Annotated in this window: 17 protein-coding genes and 3 tRNA genes; 3 read left to right on the top strand and 17 right to left on the bottom strand. The window is 33.7% G+C overall.

What is annotated here, in order from left to right; all coding sequences use genetic code 11:
• Positions 1-9: 9 nt before the first annotated feature.
• Positions 10-1,692 (bottom strand): GMC family oxidoreductase, encoded by a 1,683-nt coding sequence (locus tag R2Q16_RS10400; protein WP_316736890.1) that lies wholly within the window; start codon positions 1,690-1,692, stop codon positions 10-12.
• Positions 1,693-1,694: 2 nt separating this feature from the next.
• The gene (locus R2Q16_RS10395) at positions 1,695-2,270 is read right to left on the bottom strand and encodes a gluconate 2-dehydrogenase subunit 3 family protein (protein WP_316736889.1); all 576 of its coding nucleotides are present in this window, start codon (positions 2,268-2,270) and stop codon (positions 1,695-1,697) included.
• Between the two features lie 137 nt (positions 2,271-2,407).
• Between R2Q16_RS10395 and R2Q16_RS10390 the strand changes: the two genes are divergently transcribed.
• A complete protein-coding gene (locus tag R2Q16_RS10390) occupies positions 2,408-3,226 on the top strand; it encodes a glycosyltransferase family 2 protein (RefSeq protein WP_316736888.1) in 819 nt (272 codons plus the stop codon).
• Positions 3,227-3,236: 10 nt separating this feature from the next.
• On the opposite strand, the gene R2Q16_RS10385 is transcribed toward R2Q16_RS10390, so the two are convergent.
• The 15 genes from R2Q16_RS10385 to R2Q16_RS10315 all read right to left on the bottom strand — a co-directional run bounded on the left by R2Q16_RS10385 (position 3,237) and on the right by R2Q16_RS10315 (position 17,234).
• On the bottom strand, positions 3,237-4,352 hold the full coding sequence (locus R2Q16_RS10385; protein ID WP_316736887.1) for a glycosyltransferase family 4 protein: 1,116 nt from the start codon (positions 4,350-4,352) through the stop codon (positions 3,237-3,239).
• A 1-nt stretch (position 4,353) separates the two neighbouring features.
• Positions 4,354-5,544 carry a glycosyltransferase gene (locus tag R2Q16_RS10380; RefSeq protein ID WP_316736886.1) on the bottom strand — a complete coding sequence of 397 codons (1,191 nt, stop codon included), beginning with the start codon at positions 5,542-5,544 and terminating at the stop codon, positions 4,354-4,356.
• Between the two features lie 5 nt (positions 5,545-5,549).
• On the bottom strand, positions 5,550-6,758 hold the full coding sequence (locus R2Q16_RS10375) for a glycosyltransferase (RefSeq protein WP_316736885.1): 1,209 nt from the start codon (positions 6,756-6,758) through the stop codon (positions 5,550-5,552).
• A 35-nt stretch (positions 6,759-6,793) separates the two neighbouring features.
• Positions 6,794-7,414 (bottom strand): acyltransferase, encoded by a 621-nt coding sequence (locus R2Q16_RS10370; protein ID WP_316736884.1) that lies wholly within the window; start codon positions 7,412-7,414, stop codon positions 6,794-6,796.
• Positions 7,415-7,522: 108 nt separating this feature from the next.
• Positions 7,523-8,806: an O-antigen ligase family protein gene (locus R2Q16_RS10365; RefSeq protein ID WP_316736883.1), complete on the bottom strand. Its 1,284-nt coding sequence runs from the start codon at positions 8,804-8,806 to the stop codon at positions 7,523-7,525.
• A gap of 48 nt (positions 8,807-8,854) precedes the next feature.
• The gene (locus R2Q16_RS10360; RefSeq protein ID WP_316736882.1) at positions 8,855-10,993 is read right to left on the bottom strand and encodes an exopolysaccharide transport family protein; all 2,139 of its coding nucleotides are present in this window, start codon (positions 10,991-10,993) and stop codon (positions 8,855-8,857) included.
• 15 nt (positions 10,994-11,008) lie between these two features.
• A complete protein-coding gene (locus R2Q16_RS10355; protein ID WP_316736881.1) occupies positions 11,009-11,689 on the bottom strand; it encodes a TolC family protein in 681 nt (226 codons plus the stop codon).
• A gap of 76 nt (positions 11,690-11,765) precedes the next feature.
• Positions 11,766-12,839: a sugar transferase gene (locus tag R2Q16_RS10350; RefSeq protein WP_316736880.1), complete on the bottom strand. Its 1,074-nt coding sequence runs from the start codon at positions 12,837-12,839 to the stop codon at positions 11,766-11,768.
• 45 nt (positions 12,840-12,884) lie between these two features.
• Entirely contained in the window at positions 12,885-13,280 is a 396-nt protein-coding gene (locus R2Q16_RS10345; RefSeq protein WP_316736879.1) for a response regulator, read from the bottom strand.
• Between the two features lie 469 nt (positions 13,281-13,749).
• Positions 13,750-14,247, bottom strand: coding sequence for a 2'-5' RNA ligase family protein (locus R2Q16_RS10340; RefSeq protein ID WP_316736878.1), 498 nt, complete (start codon positions 14,245-14,247; stop codon positions 13,750-13,752).
• Positions 14,248-14,249: 2 nt separating this feature from the next.
• Positions 14,250-14,498 (bottom strand): hypothetical protein, encoded by a 249-nt coding sequence (locus R2Q16_RS10335; RefSeq protein ID WP_316736877.1) that lies wholly within the window; start codon positions 14,496-14,498, stop codon positions 14,250-14,252.
• A 200-nt stretch (positions 14,499-14,698) separates the two neighbouring features.
• A tRNA-Pro gene (locus R2Q16_RS10330) sits at positions 14,699-14,772 on the bottom strand.
• Between the two features lie 54 nt (positions 14,773-14,826).
• Positions 14,827-14,900 (bottom strand) — tRNA-Pro (locus R2Q16_RS10325).
• A gap of 89 nt (positions 14,901-14,989) precedes the next feature.
• A tRNA-Ser gene (locus R2Q16_RS10320) sits at positions 14,990-15,076 on the bottom strand.
• 79 nt (positions 15,077-15,155) lie between these two features.
• Positions 15,156-17,234, bottom strand: coding sequence for an HD family phosphohydrolase (locus R2Q16_RS10315; protein WP_410478159.1), 2,079 nt, complete (start codon positions 17,232-17,234; stop codon positions 15,156-15,158).
• Between the two features lie 118 nt (positions 17,235-17,352).
• Between R2Q16_RS10315 and R2Q16_RS10310 the strand changes: the two genes are divergently transcribed.
• Positions 17,353-18,210 carry an SPFH domain-containing protein gene (locus R2Q16_RS10310; RefSeq protein WP_316736876.1) on the top strand — a complete coding sequence of 286 codons (858 nt, stop codon included), beginning with the start codon at positions 17,353-17,355 and terminating at the stop codon, positions 18,208-18,210.
• Between the two features lie 54 nt (positions 18,211-18,264).
• Positions 18,265-18,432 (top strand): Arc family DNA binding domain-containing protein, encoded by a 168-nt coding sequence (locus R2Q16_RS10305; RefSeq protein ID WP_316736875.1) that lies wholly within the window; start codon positions 18,265-18,267, stop codon positions 18,430-18,432.
• Positions 18,433-18,550 lie beyond the last annotated feature (118 nt).

The following is an 18,550-nucleotide window of genomic DNA, read 5'->3' as shown; positions in this document are numbered from 1 at the left end:
TTTTTAAAATTAAAGATTGCCATTTTTGATCTCGTTGACAGCAAAATCGCAAGCTCTGGCTGTAAGCGCCATGTAAGTTAAAGATGGATTTTGACACGCAGAAGATGCCATACAACTACCATCAGTAATAAAAACATTTTTCACGGCATGCATTTGGTTAAATTTATTCAAAACTGAGGTTTTAGGATCATTACCCATTCTCGCAGTTCCCATCTCATGTATGGTTGAGCCACCTGGTTTGCGATAATTAAACGATGAAACATTGGTAAAGCCAGCATCAGATAGCATTTCTTTACAGGTTTCTTGAATATCTTTCATCATATTCTCTTCGTTAGTTTTGAAAGAAAAATTAACTTTTATTATAGGTAATCCCCATTTATCTTTCTTTTCTGCATCAAGAGAAACTTGATTATCTGGGTATGGCAAACACTCTCCCCATCCCGCCATCCAAACGGTCCACGAGCCAGGTTTTGTAAGCTTATTTTTGAAATCTTTACCAAATCCAGGTTCGTCCTGCAAATCTTGCCATCCTTGCCTTTCCCCATCTCCCTGAATATTATAACCCCGGCTAAAATCTAAGTTTTCGTTATGTTTAATATTTCTATATCTAGGGATTAAAAAACCACAAGGTCTTCTTCCTTTATAATATTTATCTTTAAATCCATCGAAAGTTCCGTAGGCCCCTGCAGAGCTATGATGATCCATTAAGTTCCGGCCTAATTGTTCGCTATCGTTTCCAAATCCATTAGGAAATCGCTTAGATTTAGAATTTAATAATATTGCGGCTGTTGCGATAGTTGATGCATTTATAAAAATTATCTTCGATCTAAAAATTAATTTTTCACCAGTTTCCCCGTCAATAACTAAAACTCCCGCAGCTTTTTCAGTACGCTCATCATACAGTATCTCGGCAACAATTGAAAATGGCCTCAATGTTAAATTTCCAGTTTGTTCGGCAATTGGGATGGTAGCACTGTTGCTACTAAAATAACCACCATATGGGCACCCCATATTACACATGTTGCGGTTTAGGCATGGGCCTCTGCCATTCCACCCTTTTGATAAATTAGCAACTCTCGCAATTGTTAAAACCTTACCCTTTGGTTTAATTTTATCTCTTAAATGATTTTCAACACAATTTAATGGCATTGCAGGAAGAAATTTTCCATCGGGAAGTTGCGGTAAATTTTCACTCTGCCCACTTACCCCAACAAAAGATTCTACATAATCGTACCACTTTTCTAAATCTTTATAGCGAATTGGCCAATCTACGCCAACCCCATCTTTTTTATTTGCCTCAAAATCTAAATCACTCCATCTATAACATTGTCTTCCCCAGGTTAAAGAACGACCACCCACTTGATAACCCCTGAACCAATTAAAAGGTTTTTCCTGAATATAAGGTTGTTCCTTATCGCCTACAAAAAAATGACTTACAGCCGGATTACTTACCAAGCTTTTAACTGGTTCATTTTCAACATCAGTGGTTGTATTGTAGTAGCCATTCTTATATTGCCAAGGATGAAGTGTAGCCGTAGAGTAATCTATAATATGCTTAACATTCCTGCCTCGTTCTAAAAGTAATGTTTTAAGACCTTTTTTACAGAGTTCCATTGCAGCCCAACCGCCACTTATTCCTGAGCCAATAACTATTGCATCATAGATATTTTCCGTTTTAATTCGATTATCCATAATTATTTTGTTGCCCAAGATTTTTGATTCAATTGCAATGGTATACACGGCTCATAATTCACAGGAACTTCATCATAATTAAGCCCCTGAGTTGCGCCTAATTCAGATTGGCAATACCCCTGTACAGTAAGTTCTTTTAACTTAGAAAAAAAGGTAGTACCAAACATTTTGTTATTAATTTTATTTAAAATTTTCAAACTGTAAGTATTCTGCTCTTCAAAATATGCCAAAATATTAAATCTTTCTGTGCTATTACACTGAGAAAATGGTTTTTTATAGTTTTTTATAGTATATTCTTCTACATATCTCAAACCGTAAATAAACTTATTTTGCTCAACCTTAGGCGTACAATTACTAATTACGTTGATAATGAATTGTGCAACTCCAGCCTGTTTAGCACCCGGAGTATCGGTTTCAGGAATAATTGTATCAGCTAAATCAGCTATCAATTCTTTAAAACTTGCCAATTTAGCAGGATCAAAATCATGGTGTAGATAAAACCATTTGTAGACAGAAAAAGAAGAAGCACCTAGAAGACTTAAAGCTAGAATACTTTTTATGGAGGTTCGTCTTTTCAATTTGAGAGATACTAAAAGCAAGTAAAGATAAATATTATATCAAATAATTTATTGATAATTGAGAGTATTATTCTTTTTATTTATCACTTTAACATTTTTGGTATATATTTATAAAATCATACACAATACGCCGTTAAATGAGACCTGTTTTCATACCTTCTAATATTGAAAAATATAATAAAACTTCCGATTTTTTAGCTTCAGAGATACCCGGTATAGTTAGCAGATTTCAAAAATTGTATAGTGAAAATCCAGATATCTCCATCGTTATCCCTGCGTATAATGAAGAAGCCAACATTCTAAAAACATTGTTTGCCTTATCAAACACTAAAACAAAATATAGTGTAGAAGTTGTTGTGGTAAATAATAATTCAAAAGATAAAACCGAAGAACTTATAAAAGCTTGTGGTGTAATTTGTGTAAACGAAAGCAGACAAGGCATAACAATTGCCCGTAACTCGGGCCTGGCGGTAGCCAAAGGAACATATATTATAAATGCTGATGCAGATACCATTTACCCGGAATTATGGGTGGATAGTATGATAGACCCACTTCATAATAATGAAAAGGTTGCATTAACCTATGGGCGGTTTTCATTTATACCCGAAAAAACATCCCGATTATTATATTTCATCTACGAGTATCTTTCTGATTTTAATAAATTGATTATTAAAAAGTATAAGGAAGAAGCTTTAAATGTTTATGGTTTTAATTCTGCTTGCCGTAGAGAACAATGTATTAGCGTTGATGGTTTCACTCATCCTCCAGGCACAAATGAAGACGGTTGGCTGGCAATGAAATTACGAAACGCAGGTTTTGGAAATTTACACTGGGTTACGAACAAGGAAAGTATTGTTTGGACTGGAGACAGACGAATAATTATCGATGGCGGCATTTACAAATCAACATTCGATAGATTTTTCAAGTACTTCAATTTTAAGCATATTAAAAAATAACCTTAACCCATTATATAAATTCCTGATATACCTGCTCGATTTTTTTTGTCATCAAACCAACGTTGAATTTCTCTTTAACTGTATTTTCTGCAGCTAAGCCAAGTTTTTCACTCAAATCTTTATCTGCTGCTAACAAAGTGATGGCATCAGCAATTCCTTTTACATCATTGGGCTCAATCAATAATCCATTAGAATTGTGAACGATTAAATCTGTAATTCCATCAATATTTGAAGCAACAATTGTTTTGCGCATAGACATCGCTTCTAACAAGGCAATCGGCAAGCCTTCCCATAAAGATGGAAGGCAGAAAATATCTACCGCACTTAAAATTTCAGGTATATCACTTCTAAAATCAACGAAAATAATATGTTGCTCTAAGTTTAATTCCTTTGCCAGCGCCAACATATCTGCTTTAAGGTCGCCATCTCCAACAATTAAAAATTTTAAATTTTCTTTGTTATTTATGGCATCAATAGCTTTTAAAAATGTTAAAGGCGATTTTTGATGTGTAATTCTGGCAATGTAACCAACCAAAGTTACCTCTTTCGAAATCTGAAACTCCGAACGAATATTTTTAAATTCCTTATCAGGATTAAATTTATCTCTGTTAATGCCATTGGCAATAACAACTGCATTTTTCATTGGAAATTTACCTTTTCCTTCTACCAAATTGCTTTGAGATACACAAATAGTTTTATTAGCAACATTTACTAAAAACCGTTCGCTGGCACTTCTTATAAATTTAACTGCTGGATTTTGGTCTGGATGAAATGACCATCCATGAACCGTATAGAGCAATGGAATTTTCAGAGATTTTGCACTAAAAAAGGTATTTGAGTTTGCCCGAGTACCGTGTGCATGAATTAAATCAATTTTTTGCGCTGAAATTAGTTGCTTCACTTCATTCCAAATGGTAAAATTGAAAGGCTTTTCGGTGTTGATTACAAATGTTGCAAATCCATCGGCCTTTAACTTATCTACCATTGGCCCTTCGGTAAAAGAAAGTATAACCGATTCGTATTTTTCCTTGTCGAGTTGGTTTACTAAATCAAGTACATGCGTTTCTCCCCCTCCAACTTTCCCTTGTCTAATTGCATGCAGAATTCTCTTTTTTTCGATGGCCATCTTAATATTTTTCTTTATTTATTTCATCAATGCTACTATCATAATAATGAACAGTAGCTGTTGAAATTTCATTAGCTCTCTTCGCTTTAAATAATGATAATACCTGCAAAAACATAAAAGCAGGAACCTTTACTAATGCCTTATAAATAACCATAGGTGCTTTAAAATATTGGAGTGAAATTAAAAATATTGAGAAAAAGCACACCAAGGCACCAAGCCAGAAATAAAGCATATTAGGTTGAAAAAAAATATCCACAACCATACAAGCTAAAGATAAGCCCGCAATGATAAACAATGGTGGTCTTGAAAACACCAATCCGCATAAAAACTGATTCCAGTTTAAGGTAAAAATCCCTTTAAATATAAGTTGCACACCTTTACCTGCATGCTTAAACCAGGTATTAATCCAACGGGCACGTTGCTTTACCAATTGCTGCGACTTAGAGGTCTTTTCATCGTAAACAATAGCTTTTTCGGCAAAGGCTATTCTTTTATTACGATTAAGGATTTCCATCTGCAAAACTTTATCAAAACCTGCGCCTTCAATAAGTAATTTATCTAAACATTCTATATAAAATGAAGTTGTAAAGGCCATTCCAGAACCTGCAAGTGATGCAGATGAACCGCTATCGAACAATAATTTTCTATCAATAAAACGATAATAAATATCACCGGCTTCATCTAAGCAAGCATAGGCCGTATTTAAGTTTTTAGCTTTTCTAACCCCTTGAACAGCCAGAAAATCCTTCTCGAAGAAAACATTCAGTTCGTTTAAATATTCACTATCTACCAGATTATCGCTATCAATAATTGTTAAGATATCATGCGACCTCACAAATCGTTCGATAGCATAAAAATGAGATTTTGTATTACCAGAAAGTACCTCTTCCGGTCTTAGTAAAATCACTTTATCACTATTAAAATTTAAATCAGAAATATCGCAATTATCGGCAACCACATAAACCATATAGTTTTTGTAGTTCAGATTTAAAATAGATTTTACAACGCCTGGCAATAATGTTGTTTGCTGATAAGCAGTAACAATAATCGCGTAATCGTACTTATCAGCAACAGGCACATTATGATAAACTGTACGTTTTACTAAATGAGTTAAAAACAATAAAACAGGTAAAACCAAATTAAAACCTACAATGATTTGTACTATGATTGAAATAGTATATAGCGTATTCATTTAATTTATTTGTTGTTTTCTACTGTATTAATGGCATTGTAAATATCCTTTACGCTATTTTCCCAGGTATGTTCTAGAGCAAAACTGCGTCTTTTTTGTTGTAAATCAATTGAGTTTTCTGCTAAAGCCTGTTCAATCATCAATACATAATCCTCTTTATTTTCGGCTAGATAAACAAAATCAGCAAAGGTTTCCATTGCTTTTGTTGCGGTTGCAATTACTGGTTTTCCAACGGCTAAATATTCATCGATTTTGCGGGGATAATTTCCAATCGTTACTAAATTCACCAATTGAGGGTTGATGCAAACATCAAAAATGTTGATATAATCTGGCAGACTATCAATTGGTTTTATACCCGTAAAAACAACATTTTCTATCTGGTGTAATTTACTTTGCTTAAACGCTTCATCCTCTGGCCCCACTAAAACTATAGTCCATTCGGGTTTTGAAATGGCAATGTGTGCAATAATTTCAATATCCAGGCGGATGCTTTGTAAAGCACCAACATAACCAATTATTGGTTTTCGGCAATTTGCAAGTTCAGGTATATATTTTTTCACGGCTTGCTCGTAAAAAATATCTAAATCGCAGCCTTGCCCAACATAAAAAGAATTTGGATTATATTTTTTGCAATACTCTGCAAGAAAAGTAGAATTGGCAACACATAAATCATTTTTGGCAATTAATTCCGGCTCCAATTGTTCGCCATGTTTTTTCCAATAATCAACACCTATCATGTAATCCCTCGAATAATAAATACTTAAGGCAGGCTTTAAAAAATCATTCAAATAAAAAGCCTTAAACATTTCATTATCATTGAAAAGAATAACATTTTTGAAGCCTAAAGATTTAATGGCCTTTTGTATAGATTTAGATAGCTTTTTATTGTTAAAGCGATTTAAAAGATTAAACACTTTTGTACTTCCAATCCAGTTAATAGATTCCACCATACAATCAGGATAAAGATTCCAAAGATTATCTTGAACGGCTAACAATCCTTCTGCCCTTCCTTTAATTACTTCTAATCTTTTTCGAGTTTTATTATCGTTTTTAGACCTGTAAAGTGTAATTCTATCTAAAGGAGAATTTACGTATAAAACCCTATTATACTTGCTTAACTCTAAAGCAATATTTTTACAATTGCTACCAATTTCGGTATCCCAGGGTTGTTGCCCAACAATAATAACATCTCTACCTTTTAAAATATCACTCATACCAATCTATCCTATCTAATTATTAAGTTAAAGTTTTAGTATGTAACTTTCTCCCAAACCGATAGCTCGTGATTATATTTTTTAATAACTTTTGCAGGGTTACCAACTGCAATTGAAAATTCTGGGATATCTTTCGTTACTACACTTCCTGCTCCAATTATAGAGTGTTTTCCTAATGTTACGCCTGCTGTTATAACACAATTTGCACCTATCCAAACATCATCAGATATTTCGATTTGTTTACAAACAACTTTTTGAAAGGCAGGAGAAACCGTTACATCTTCATAGCCATGATTAAGACCGGATACGACAATATTTTGTGCAAACATTACATTGCTGCCAATATGTACAGGACCAATTACAACACAGCCCATACCAATAATAGTCTTGTTTCCAATAATAACATCACCAACCCCATTGTTTACAGTAGCGAAATCTTCCACTACAGAATTATGTCCTAAATCAAATTTATTAAAGGGAAAAACGTCTAATCTCGTGCTCCGCCTAACAATAGATTTTTTGCCTCTTTTGTGTTTAAATGGATTTACAAACCATTTAACCCATAGTCGAGGTCGGTTATCATTAGCTGGAATAAGCATAGATAAAGCCATGCTCTTTAACTTAGGATTAGATTTTATTTTTGCAACAATAGACATAATGATTAATTATTATCTGCTTCCTTATTCATGTATTTAAGGCCTTTAACAACTCCTAAAATAAAGAAAAGTGCAGCTGGCAATCCAAATATTTCGTATGGCATAATCTTAAGCTTCTGCTAATATTTTTTTATCCTGTAATTCTTGATCAAGTTTTGGCATTAAATAAATAAATGCTATCGACGCGTAAACAATAATTGTAGAAGGCATGGTATTAATAACTTCATTACCATAGCTACACATTAATATACCTGCAAAGCCAGAAGCCAAGGCTATTGCCTTTATTTTTAACCCTTCATCCCGTATTCGCCAAACAATTGCACAACATTTACCCAAAAGAAAAGTCATAATTGAAATCCATATGGTAAATCCAACAATGCCATACATTATCCAAACCTTAACCCAATAACTATCTGGTTGTACTTTAGATAAAAATTTATCAGGGTTGTATTCCATACCATTCGCTCCGGTTACCCCTAAGCCTCCACCAAAGGGTAAACTACTCATATATTCTCTTAAAATCCTTTGAGAATTCATCCTCACAATTAGGGATGGATCATTAGGATCTAAAGCAGATCGGAATCTGTAAATAGAATAATTACCACTTCCTATTGATGTAAATTTTAAGAAGCAGAGGAAAAGAACAGCAACAGCTCCTCCAACCATCAGAACTTTAAATTTCTTACTCAAAATTATTGCAAAGAAAGCACCTGGCAAAAGTGCAAAAAAAGCGCCCCTTGTACCGGAAATAAGCATACCATAAATCATCAACCCTGAACAGCAAAGTAAAATAATTTTGGTTTTCATTTTAACTGGCCCTAACGCAAGTATTAATGCGAAAAGACCAATATGTGCTTGCGAAGCACCAAACTGACCTGCTTCAGAATAGAAAGAAAACACCCTGAGTCTGCCCCACAGCATATGGGTTACATCTGCACCTGCTGCTAAAAACCTCCTGTCTCCCGGCGATAAACCAATATGTAACTGTCTTACACCATTTAATGCTGCAATTGTTGAGAACAATAATACAATAAAAATAAACCTGTCTAATTGTTCATTCTTATCGAATATTAATAAACAAACCATAACAATTAGCAAAGGATATTCTGCTGCACTACGAATTTCTTTCAACCACCCAATTACATTTGCTCCGGCTGGGTTTGCAACCTCCACTAAACTAATAACAAACCACAAAAGAAATAGATATACCACATCATTATTTAGCAATTTCCACCTGTCACGCGGTACAGTAATAATTGCAGCTATTAATGTAATATATAAACCTACTTCAATTAATATACCTACAGGAAAGTTCAGACTTAACTCTCTTGCCAGCAACCAATAAATAAAGCAGTATACTAATAAACCATAAAATATAACTCTGGCAGCCATTCTATATCAGATGTAACGAAAATTAAGACTATATTTTTTTTTCAAAAATTACTTTTGAAATTGAGTTTTATTTAAAACCCAACCTAAAAACCCTGGCAACTTTTTAATATAATCAATAAATTCCTTGTCTGTATCCTGTATTGATTTACCGTATTCAAAAACTGCAATATTTTTCTCGGTGAACAATAACCATTCTTTTGCAATATTGATGTCGTGTAAACTATTTACATCAATTATTATCAAATCAAATTCTTCTCTTAAAACATCAAAACCAGCCTTTAAGCTCTTAATACTCTGCATTTCAAGTAAAGAGTTTCTGGCGGTATTTTTATTCATAATTGTAATCAAATCTTCAGTATGAATTTCCTTTTTAATTAAGAAAGTTTGAAAATTTTGGCTTACAACTAATGCTTTACTTTCAGATTTTACAACTGGAGCTTCATCGGCAATTAGTAAGATTTTTTTACCCGTCATTGCAAATGCATAAGCTAAACTATAGGCAATAAAGGTTTTACCTTCGCCAGCTAACAAACTTGTAATTCCTAAAATTTTACTGCCATCTTCATCCATTTTGTTATTTACCTCAAAACGTAAAGAGCGCAGCATATCACGATAAATTTCATAGTTTGCGTTATCGTTTTTATCATTCCAAATTTCTCGAACACTTCTCTCATTACCTTCAATCTTATTTAGCAAGCCTACAACATTAGATTTTGTTGCAGAAGCAAGCTGATTTGAAGTGATAATCTTATTATCGAGAAAAAACACTGTGAAAACAAAGCCTAGACAAATGAAAAAACTGCCAAATCCTGCGCCAGCTACATACATTATCTTTTTAGACGGCTCTGGATTGCCTGGTAAGCCTAACTGATCTATCTTCAACTGCAAACCAGAAATTCTACCAGCCTCATTTTGATGATATTGATCCAAGGTAGTCATGTACTCCTTGGTCGCTAGGTCAGCCTCTCTTTGATAATTCTGAATATCTGCATCATAAGGTACCATACTACTATATCTGGCTCTTAAAACAGATAGCTGTTGTTCAACACTATTAATACTGGCTTTAGCTTGTGCTAACTGCAATTCAAGCCCTGTTTTTTGATTTGATAAGGTTTGCTTTGAAGCTCGAGGGTCGAAAACATTCTCGTCTTCATTTTTATTGCTTTTTTCTTGGATGATTTTTGTTAATGAATCGACTCTTGCCTGGTCTGATGGTTTAAAACCATTTCCAACCCAATCACTTGTAGCGGCTTCTCTCTCCCTTTTTAACCTTACAATTTCTCTGTTATCAGCCCTGTTACTACCAACAATTGACGGATCATTTCCTCTAAATTTGCTTTCAAGAACAGATAAAGCTCCCTGCGTAGATTGAATCGTACGAATTAAGTCTGCCCTTTGTCCTTCATAATTAGTGATTTGAGCATAAACAGTAGCAGATTGTTCATTTAAATTCAAAACACCCTTGTTTCTTTTAAATGCCGCCAACGAATTATTTTTTGAGTTCATCACAGATTCCTTCTGTTTTAGTATAGAATCTAGAAGTCCCATTGAAGTATTTTGATTCACAGCAATTTCACCACTATAATTCGTAATAAAATCCGAAGCAAATGTATTTACCAGATAAGCAGATAAATCTGGGTTTTCAGAAATATATTCAATATTAATATAATCACTATTATCAGTATGAGAGATATCAATTTTTTTTCTCAAAACCTCTTCACCATAACCCATTGATTCAATGAGGTCGTACATTTTGTATTTCCCTTTGTTATCGGCTAAGGTAAGAATAGATTTTGTAGCTAATTTTTCTTTAAAAAGATTTATCAATTGAGCTTTTTCGCTGCTATTTAATGAATCTAGTTTCTCGCTATAAGGCCTGAAACGTTTAGCCGGATTTTCAAGATCGTGCAACATCAAGTTATAGGAAAGTAAGTTGATGTTTTTCTTCATCTTAAACTTTTCTATAATATTGCTAAACTGCTGGCTTACTTGAAAGAAATCGGTATTCTCACTGGTTATAACTTTCTTCGATGGATCTAGTAAACCTGTAGAAATCTGAACCTCAGAACTATACTCCTTTGGTAAATTTTGAACTAAAAAATAGGTGATTATAATTGCAACAATGGGTACTAAGATAAGTACCCATTTATATTTTCCAATTACTTTTAGGAATGATTTAATATCCATGCAATATTTTGATGTTTATTTTACGTCTGTTAGCTTCATACCAATAATTTCCTCTAAAGAATCTTTTGCTTTTAGAAATGTTGATTCTGCCTGGATTTTACCTTGAAAAGCGGTAAATTGATTGATTCTTGATTGATTATATAAATCAATTGTAACCTCACTTTTTTCAAATTTGTTTCTTAAACTCTCTGACACACCTTTGTTTTCTTGAGCCATTTGAGTAGACAATTTAACCATGTTTATCGCCTGAATATAATCATAATAGCGTTTTTTTACTTCAACACCTATTGCCAGGTTATATTCTTGAGCAAGCAAATCAGCAATCTTTGCATCTGCTTTTGCTTTTTTAGCCATAAATGGTTTCTGTAAAAAATTACCAAGGTTAAAGTTTATACCAAATTGAAATCCATTAACATTATATGGATTTAATGGATCTAAAACAGCTCTATCTTGCGGACGATAAAAATATGAGCCACTGAAAATATCTAAATAAGAAAGTGCAGCCATCGGAACAGCCGTTTGCGCACCAACTTTTTGTAGGTCAAAAATTTTCTTTCTGGGAAAATTCTGTTTAGCTAGTTCAATATATTTTTCTAAATCAGAATATTTGATTTCAGGAATGATTGTTTCTTGTGCAGCAGCATTAATACTGAAAAATAGCAAGAAACCAAGCGTAATTTTTTTTAGAGTTTTCATTAATTATAGGGTTGTTTATAGTTTTTTTATTTAAGTATTGATTTTGGGATGAAATAAAAAACGCATAAATATACAATTAAACTTCTTCCTTTTGAATTAGTGCGGGAAAAGTTTTAATAATTATTTTAATATCAAGAAAAATACTATAGTTTTCGGAATAAAAATTATCTAATTCTTTGCGTTCCAATTCCGACATATCCTTTTTCCCACGCTTACTAATTTGCCAAAGACCGGTTAATCCAGCGGGACCTAAAAACCGTGTAGACCATTCATCAGTTGTTAAATTTTCTGCCTCATACAAGGGTAAAGGCCTATTTCCAACTATCGACATATTACCTGTAAGAATATTAAGCAATTGAGGCAGTTCATCCAAACTGGTTTTTCTTAAGAAAGACCCAAACTTTGTAATTCTCGGATCATTTTTAAATTTAACAAAAGTACTTTTAGAATCATTACAACCAGATGTTGTTGAGTATTGGTTTAAGTGTGCCATTGTTTGGAGCATTTTATCTGCATCCTTGTGCATAGTTCGAAACTTATAAAAATCAAAAATACGATAACCAGCGCCTACACGCTTACTTTTATAAATGATAACACCATTTGATTCGAGCTTAATAATACAACTGATGAGCAAAAACAGTGGAGAAAGCAAAATCAACGCAATACCCGAAACCAGTAAATCAAAAATTCTCTTTGACATGGGGATTTTATATCGCCCGCTAATTTTCTCAGGTAAATCGGCTATTGTAGGTTTTATAAGTTTAAATTTAACCAAAAAATTAATTCTGGTTTTGAGGTTATGAATTTGAAATGGATAAGTATAATAATCATCCACTTTAAACTCTAGCGCCATTCTCCTCCTATCCTTATCATCACTAATTCCTATTAAAATAATAATTAGCCCTTTTAGAAAAGGATGGTTACGAATGTATCGAACTTGCTTAAAGCAATCGTCATTTTCATCGGCCTCGATAATAATTACATCAGGTATATTTAGTAGCGGTTCGTTATCTAAATAATGTTTAAAATCTTCCAGATAAGTTATGTTTAGGTACTGGTTAAGTTCATCCTGAATTAAGCTTTTAAGCAAATGTCCGAAATAAACAATCTTGGTATTAATTTGTGAAGGGTTAATCGTAGATATTAACATGAGCGAAAATTTTGTAATATAATGCTGTAAATGGGATAACAGCTCCTAGGCTATTAAATGCTGAATATTTGACTTAAGAACTAAAGGATTGAAAGGCTTCCCCATGTAACCTTCAACTTTGAATGAAAATGATTGAACAACACTTTCCAGATTTTCGTTGCCCGAGATGATGATGACAGGGGTATTACCGTAATAACCACTCGCTTTCAGGTTTTTAATAAAACTAGTTCCATCAATATGTGGCATATTCAAACTTGAAATAATCAAATCCGGATCATTACCATCTGATAGCCACTGAAATGCATTAATTGCATTCGTCCTAATGGTTAAATCGTAGTCCGGTGCTAAAATATAAGCCAAAAGCTTCAATATATTCAACTCACTATCCACAATAAGTATTTTCTTCCTAATACTTATTGCCGTCAATTTTCTGCCAATCATAATTTGAGGAGATTTAGGAAATCTAACATCGAAAGCTACAGGCTTGATAAGACACAAAATCTATCGAATATTTATGTATCAAAAGACTATAAATTCGTCTAATAAAATTGACACTTCGTGTGTTTTTTATCAATAGCCCATTAGGGCTATACAGAAAGGAGCTAAGCTTATATTAATATGTTTAAAACGAGTAATTAAATAATAAAATGATTTAAATAGCAGAACAATTTTAATATAAAACAAGCAATTATAATTTGCTGAGGGTTTATTTTATCATCCAATAAATTGTTATTTAAAACCTCAATTAAATCTAAGATTCCCAAATGCTGATAATTGCCTAAATACTAATATCAAATCCAAAGATGAATCATAGACCAAGTTTGGATAAGTATTTTAAGCGTACTAAGCTGCTATTCCAAGTGCTGAAATATCAAAATGCTTTTGGCTGAATAAAAATTAACACGCCGCTTTAAGGTTGCAATTCTTCAAAAGGGAAAAACTTTAGATGCGCCCAAGGTCCACCTAAGTAACTCCATAAATCTAAACCCAATCCTTTAATTTTAAATGGTTGAAAATTTTGCTGTAGTTGCTCAAGTAAAGCTTTTGCTTCGTCCGGTTCTACTTTGTTTTGTATGGTAATGTGTGGCCTGAAACCCTGCTTATCCTGCGGTATTAATATAGCTTTGAAACGATTGACGAGTTTGTCATGCAATTTATTTAGCACATCACTTTCAACCTGATAAGCCACCCCCCTACCCAAAAACTTAAATCCGGAAACTTCGAGGAAGAATGATTGTACCTTAATTTCATCTAGCGTTTGAATGGTATCCTTATGCTCTGATAGTTTATGGAAGAGTGTTAAATGAGCATTTAAGAAATTCCTTTCTGGAGGGAAATAGGTTAATCGCTGTGCATCAAAAAATGCTTGTGCCTCATTATCTAGTCGTAATGTTAATATGTAACTCAAGCCTAGATAATGTTTGTAGGATGCTTTAACTCTATTGCTTCAGCAAGCAAATCGAGCAATTCCTTTGCTATTCTACCCGGATTTTGGCAAAGATGTAAATGATTTTGGCTATCAGGTTTGAAAGAAACAACTAAAATTCCGTTTTGAAAAACATTGTATTTACAGGTTTCGCCGTCACGATATGGATACTCGATTACTTGAAACCGTTGTAAAGGTTTATCATCCCCCAAATTAATTATGTAATTTTCCATACCATGATTCATTTAAACTGTAAAACATATTCACGAACACAAAGTTTCAATTTGGCAGGCATTGTTCACAAAAATATTTGAGTATGTACACTACATTCTACTAAAGCTTAATTATAAAATAAATTTCTAGGGAAATACAAGATAGTGCAAACGAAAAAAGAGGCTTTAGCCTCTTTTTTCAAATTTAACATTTTTTTTTGTCGGGATGGCAGGATTCGAACCTACGACCTCCTGCTCCCAAAGCAGGCGCGATACCGGGCTACGCTACATCCCGAACATTGGTATCACCATTACGATCCTTTTTACTAAAGTGGAATCAAACTTTTTGTCGGGGTGGCAGGATTCGAACCTACGACCTCCTGCTCCCAAAGCAGGCGCGATACCGGGCTACGCTACACCCCGAACTTGGTATCTGCTTCCCTTTATTGCAAAGGGTGGCAAAGTAACGGTTTTAAAATGATAATTCCGATTATTTCACCAATTTAATTTCGCGGAGAGGGCGGGATTCGAACCCGCGGTACCGTTACCAGTACGACAGTTTAGCAAACTGTTCCTTTCGGCCTCTCAGGCACCTCTCCGTTTTCCTTTCAACTTGTCATACCGACCTTGTTTTGAGGTCTGCAAATATAGTAAAACAAGTTATTCCACAAAAAAAAATTATAAAACTTGTTGATAATCTATGCGTACATGATAGATACTCATCAGCATCGTCTTGAAAATCAATTTGATAGTTTCTATATCTTTTAATGTTAAATCGCAATTATCTAACTGATTTTGCTCCAATTTGTAGTTAATTATTCGTTCAACCAGATCATTTATGCTCTGAGCATCGGGATTTTTAAGCGATCTTGACGCAGCTTCGACAGAATCTGCTAACATTAGCACACCAGTTTCTTTACTGAAAGGGATTGGACCCGGATATCTAAAAATGTTTTCATCGACAAATTTTTCGGGTGAATTCTTTAAAAAGGACTGATAAAAATAATCGACGCGAGTATTTCCATGATGCGTTCTAATAAAATCAATGATTGCTTCGGGCATTTGATTTTTTCTTAGAATCTCAATGCCTTTATGAACATGCTGAATAATTATCTGTGCGCTTTGCTCGTACGGAAGTTTATCATGCGGGCTTACCGCTGTATTTTGGTTTTCGATGAAATATTGAGGATTATCTACCTTACCAATGTCATGATATAAAGCTCCTGCCCTAACGAGTACCGAATTCCCGCCTATCTTAAATATGGCAGCCTCAGCTAAATTTGCCACTTGCAAGGAGTGCTGAAAGGTTCCGGGAGCCTTAAATGCGAGCTCTCGCAGTAATTTATTATTGGTATTGGTTAATTCGATCAATGCAACATCTGATGTAATACCAAACACGCGTTCGAAAATATAAATTAATGGATAAGCTAATAAGGATAATAAAACGCTGAATATAAAGGGCAGAAAATTTATCCACTGAATTTCGCTGAAAGAACCTTCACGCAATAAAGCAATACCCACAAATGAAACGAAATATGCAGACAGAATGAATAATGCCGAAACCAGAAAACGTTCTCTTTTTACAAAATTTTTGATGCTAAATATAGCAACCATACCTGCTGTAACTTGATAAAAAACAAATTCAAAACTATTTGCAACAAAGAAACCAGCGATTAAAATAACCAACATATGCAGGTAGAGCGCCAGTCGGGTATCGAATAAAATACGGATGATAATGGGTACTACGCAAAACGGAATGTAATATAAACTGGCGATGTTCATTTTTAATGCCCAGGTTAAAGAGAGCAACATTCCAGTTGTTACAATTAGGATTAACGAAAGCTGTCGATTATCGGAAAAAATATCCCTTCTAAAAAGAAAAAGAAACGACATTAATATTGTAAGTACAAAACTAACTAAAACCACCTGCCCCAGATAAACCAGTGTTCTGCTACCAATTGTTTTGGTTTGCGCATCGTACGTAGCCTTATAGGACTCTAGCTTTTGATAAATTTCATCATCGATAATATCGCTTTTGGCAACAATGAGTTCACCCTTTTGCACCATACCTTTAGTAGTTGATACATTATTTACAGTATTATCCCTTATAATTTCAGTTAACCTTTCGCTAAAGATCAAGTTTGGCGTGATGTGATCTTCCGCAAGATTATCAACTAAATCTTGAATAACCTGATTAGTAAGCTTAAAATTTTGCTTGAAATAAAGCAGCGCACTTTCTGCTGTGTAAACATCTTGGGTATTGTGTAGTTTGGATATATTGTTATCGAGCAAAGAAAAGTCATAATTTTTTCCTACCGTTTGATGTTTTACATTTAATCCGATTATTCCTTTAGCGTAAAGATTATCGAGCAACTTATAAGAAGAATTTCGGTACGAAAGTTTTTCCTTTTCATCTAACCCGGTCGAACGCCATTTAATATCGAACTCATTTAAATAAGCTTCCAGTGCATCTTTCCTAATATCATTATCAAATTGATAGACAGGTAAAATATCACGTAAGGCATCCTTTTTATCAGAATTTATTTGCGGATTGGTTTTAAGTATCGCAAAAGGAAAAGGAGAAATCAAATCCTTATTCATCCAAACTTTGCCTTTTTCAAATTCGTATCTAAAACGGGGTTGTTTGGGTAGGAATAGTGTAATGATGAAAACCGTAATCACCATCATTAAATATTTAAAGCTTGATGAATACTTACGATAAAGGATTTTATGTGAATTTTTCTTGATTTTAGCCAAAACGCTGCATTTATGATGTTGTCAAAAATAACATTTTTATCTAATATACATTTTACTGATTTTGTTTGCAATTACCAACATTTATATTTTAATTTATGATATCAAATTAATATCAATTATGTATCAAGAAAAAATCATTAACCCACCATCGGGTTATTTAACATTCGCATTATTTTTAGCGCTTTTAGGTGCCGCTGTCTTCTGTTTTGTTACGGAACGATTTATTTGGGGAGGAAGCTTATTGGCTTTTAATTTCTTTCTGGTATTACCCGGATTAATTATTAACAATCCCAACGAATCGAAGGTGTTAACGCTTTTCGGTAAATACGTTGGCACGGTAAAAACCGATGGTTTCTTTTGGGTAAACCCATTAACTAGCAAACGTAAAGTATCTTTAAGAGCAAATAATTTAAACGGCCAGCAATTAAAGGTAAACGATAAATTAGGTAATCCAATTGAAATTGCCGCTGTTGTTGTTTGGAAAGTCAACGAAACAGCTAAAGCTATTTTTTCAGTAGAAAATTATATGCAATACGTTACCATACAAAGTGAGGCTGCAGTGAGGCATCTGGCAAATATATTTCCTTACGACCATGCCGAAGGGGAAGAAGACAGTATCACTCTAAAAGATGGAGCTGAAAAAGTAAGCGAACTTTTAGAAAATGAGCTGAACGAAAGATTATCGAGAGCGGGTATTGAAGTTTTAGAAGCCCGTATCTCTCACTTGGCATATGCTCCGGAAATTGCAAGTGCTATGTTGCAACGACAGCAAGCTACTGCTGTAATTTCTGCAAGAAAATTAATTGTTGAAGGCGCTGTAGGAATGGTTGAGATGGCTTTGGAAAAATTATCAGAAAAAGATATTGTTAATTTAGATGAAGAATGTAAAGCAGCAATGGTTAGTAATTTATTAGTTGTATTGTGCGGCGATAGAAATGTGCAACCTGTTGTAAACACCGGAACGTTATATAATTAACATCATTATATAATGGCAAATTATTTAAATAATTAAGGCTAAGCAAATTTTGAAATGACAGAGAAAGATAAAAAAGCTTTTGTATTGAGAATAAATCCGGCATTATTAAAGGATGTTGAAACTTGGGCGGCCGAGGAATTTAGAAGCATCAATGGGCAAATTGAATTTTTACTTACACAAGCATTAAAATCGAGACGAAAAGGCAAGATTAAGGAAGAATAAGCTTAAAGGTTTGGGGAATTGTTTAATTGTTTAATTGTTATCGTAAAATCATTCAAAACTCAATAGCTAATATTAAAAATCCATAACTTAGCGGCCTAACCAAAATTCATAAAATAAT

It is taken from the genome of Pedobacter aquatilis (assembly GCF_032678425.1).
Taxonomy (GTDB): Bacteria; Bacteroidota; Bacteroidia; order Sphingobacteriales; family Sphingobacteriaceae; genus Pedobacter; species Pedobacter aquatilis_B.
This window is presented reverse-complemented; position numbering and strand designations above follow the sequence as displayed.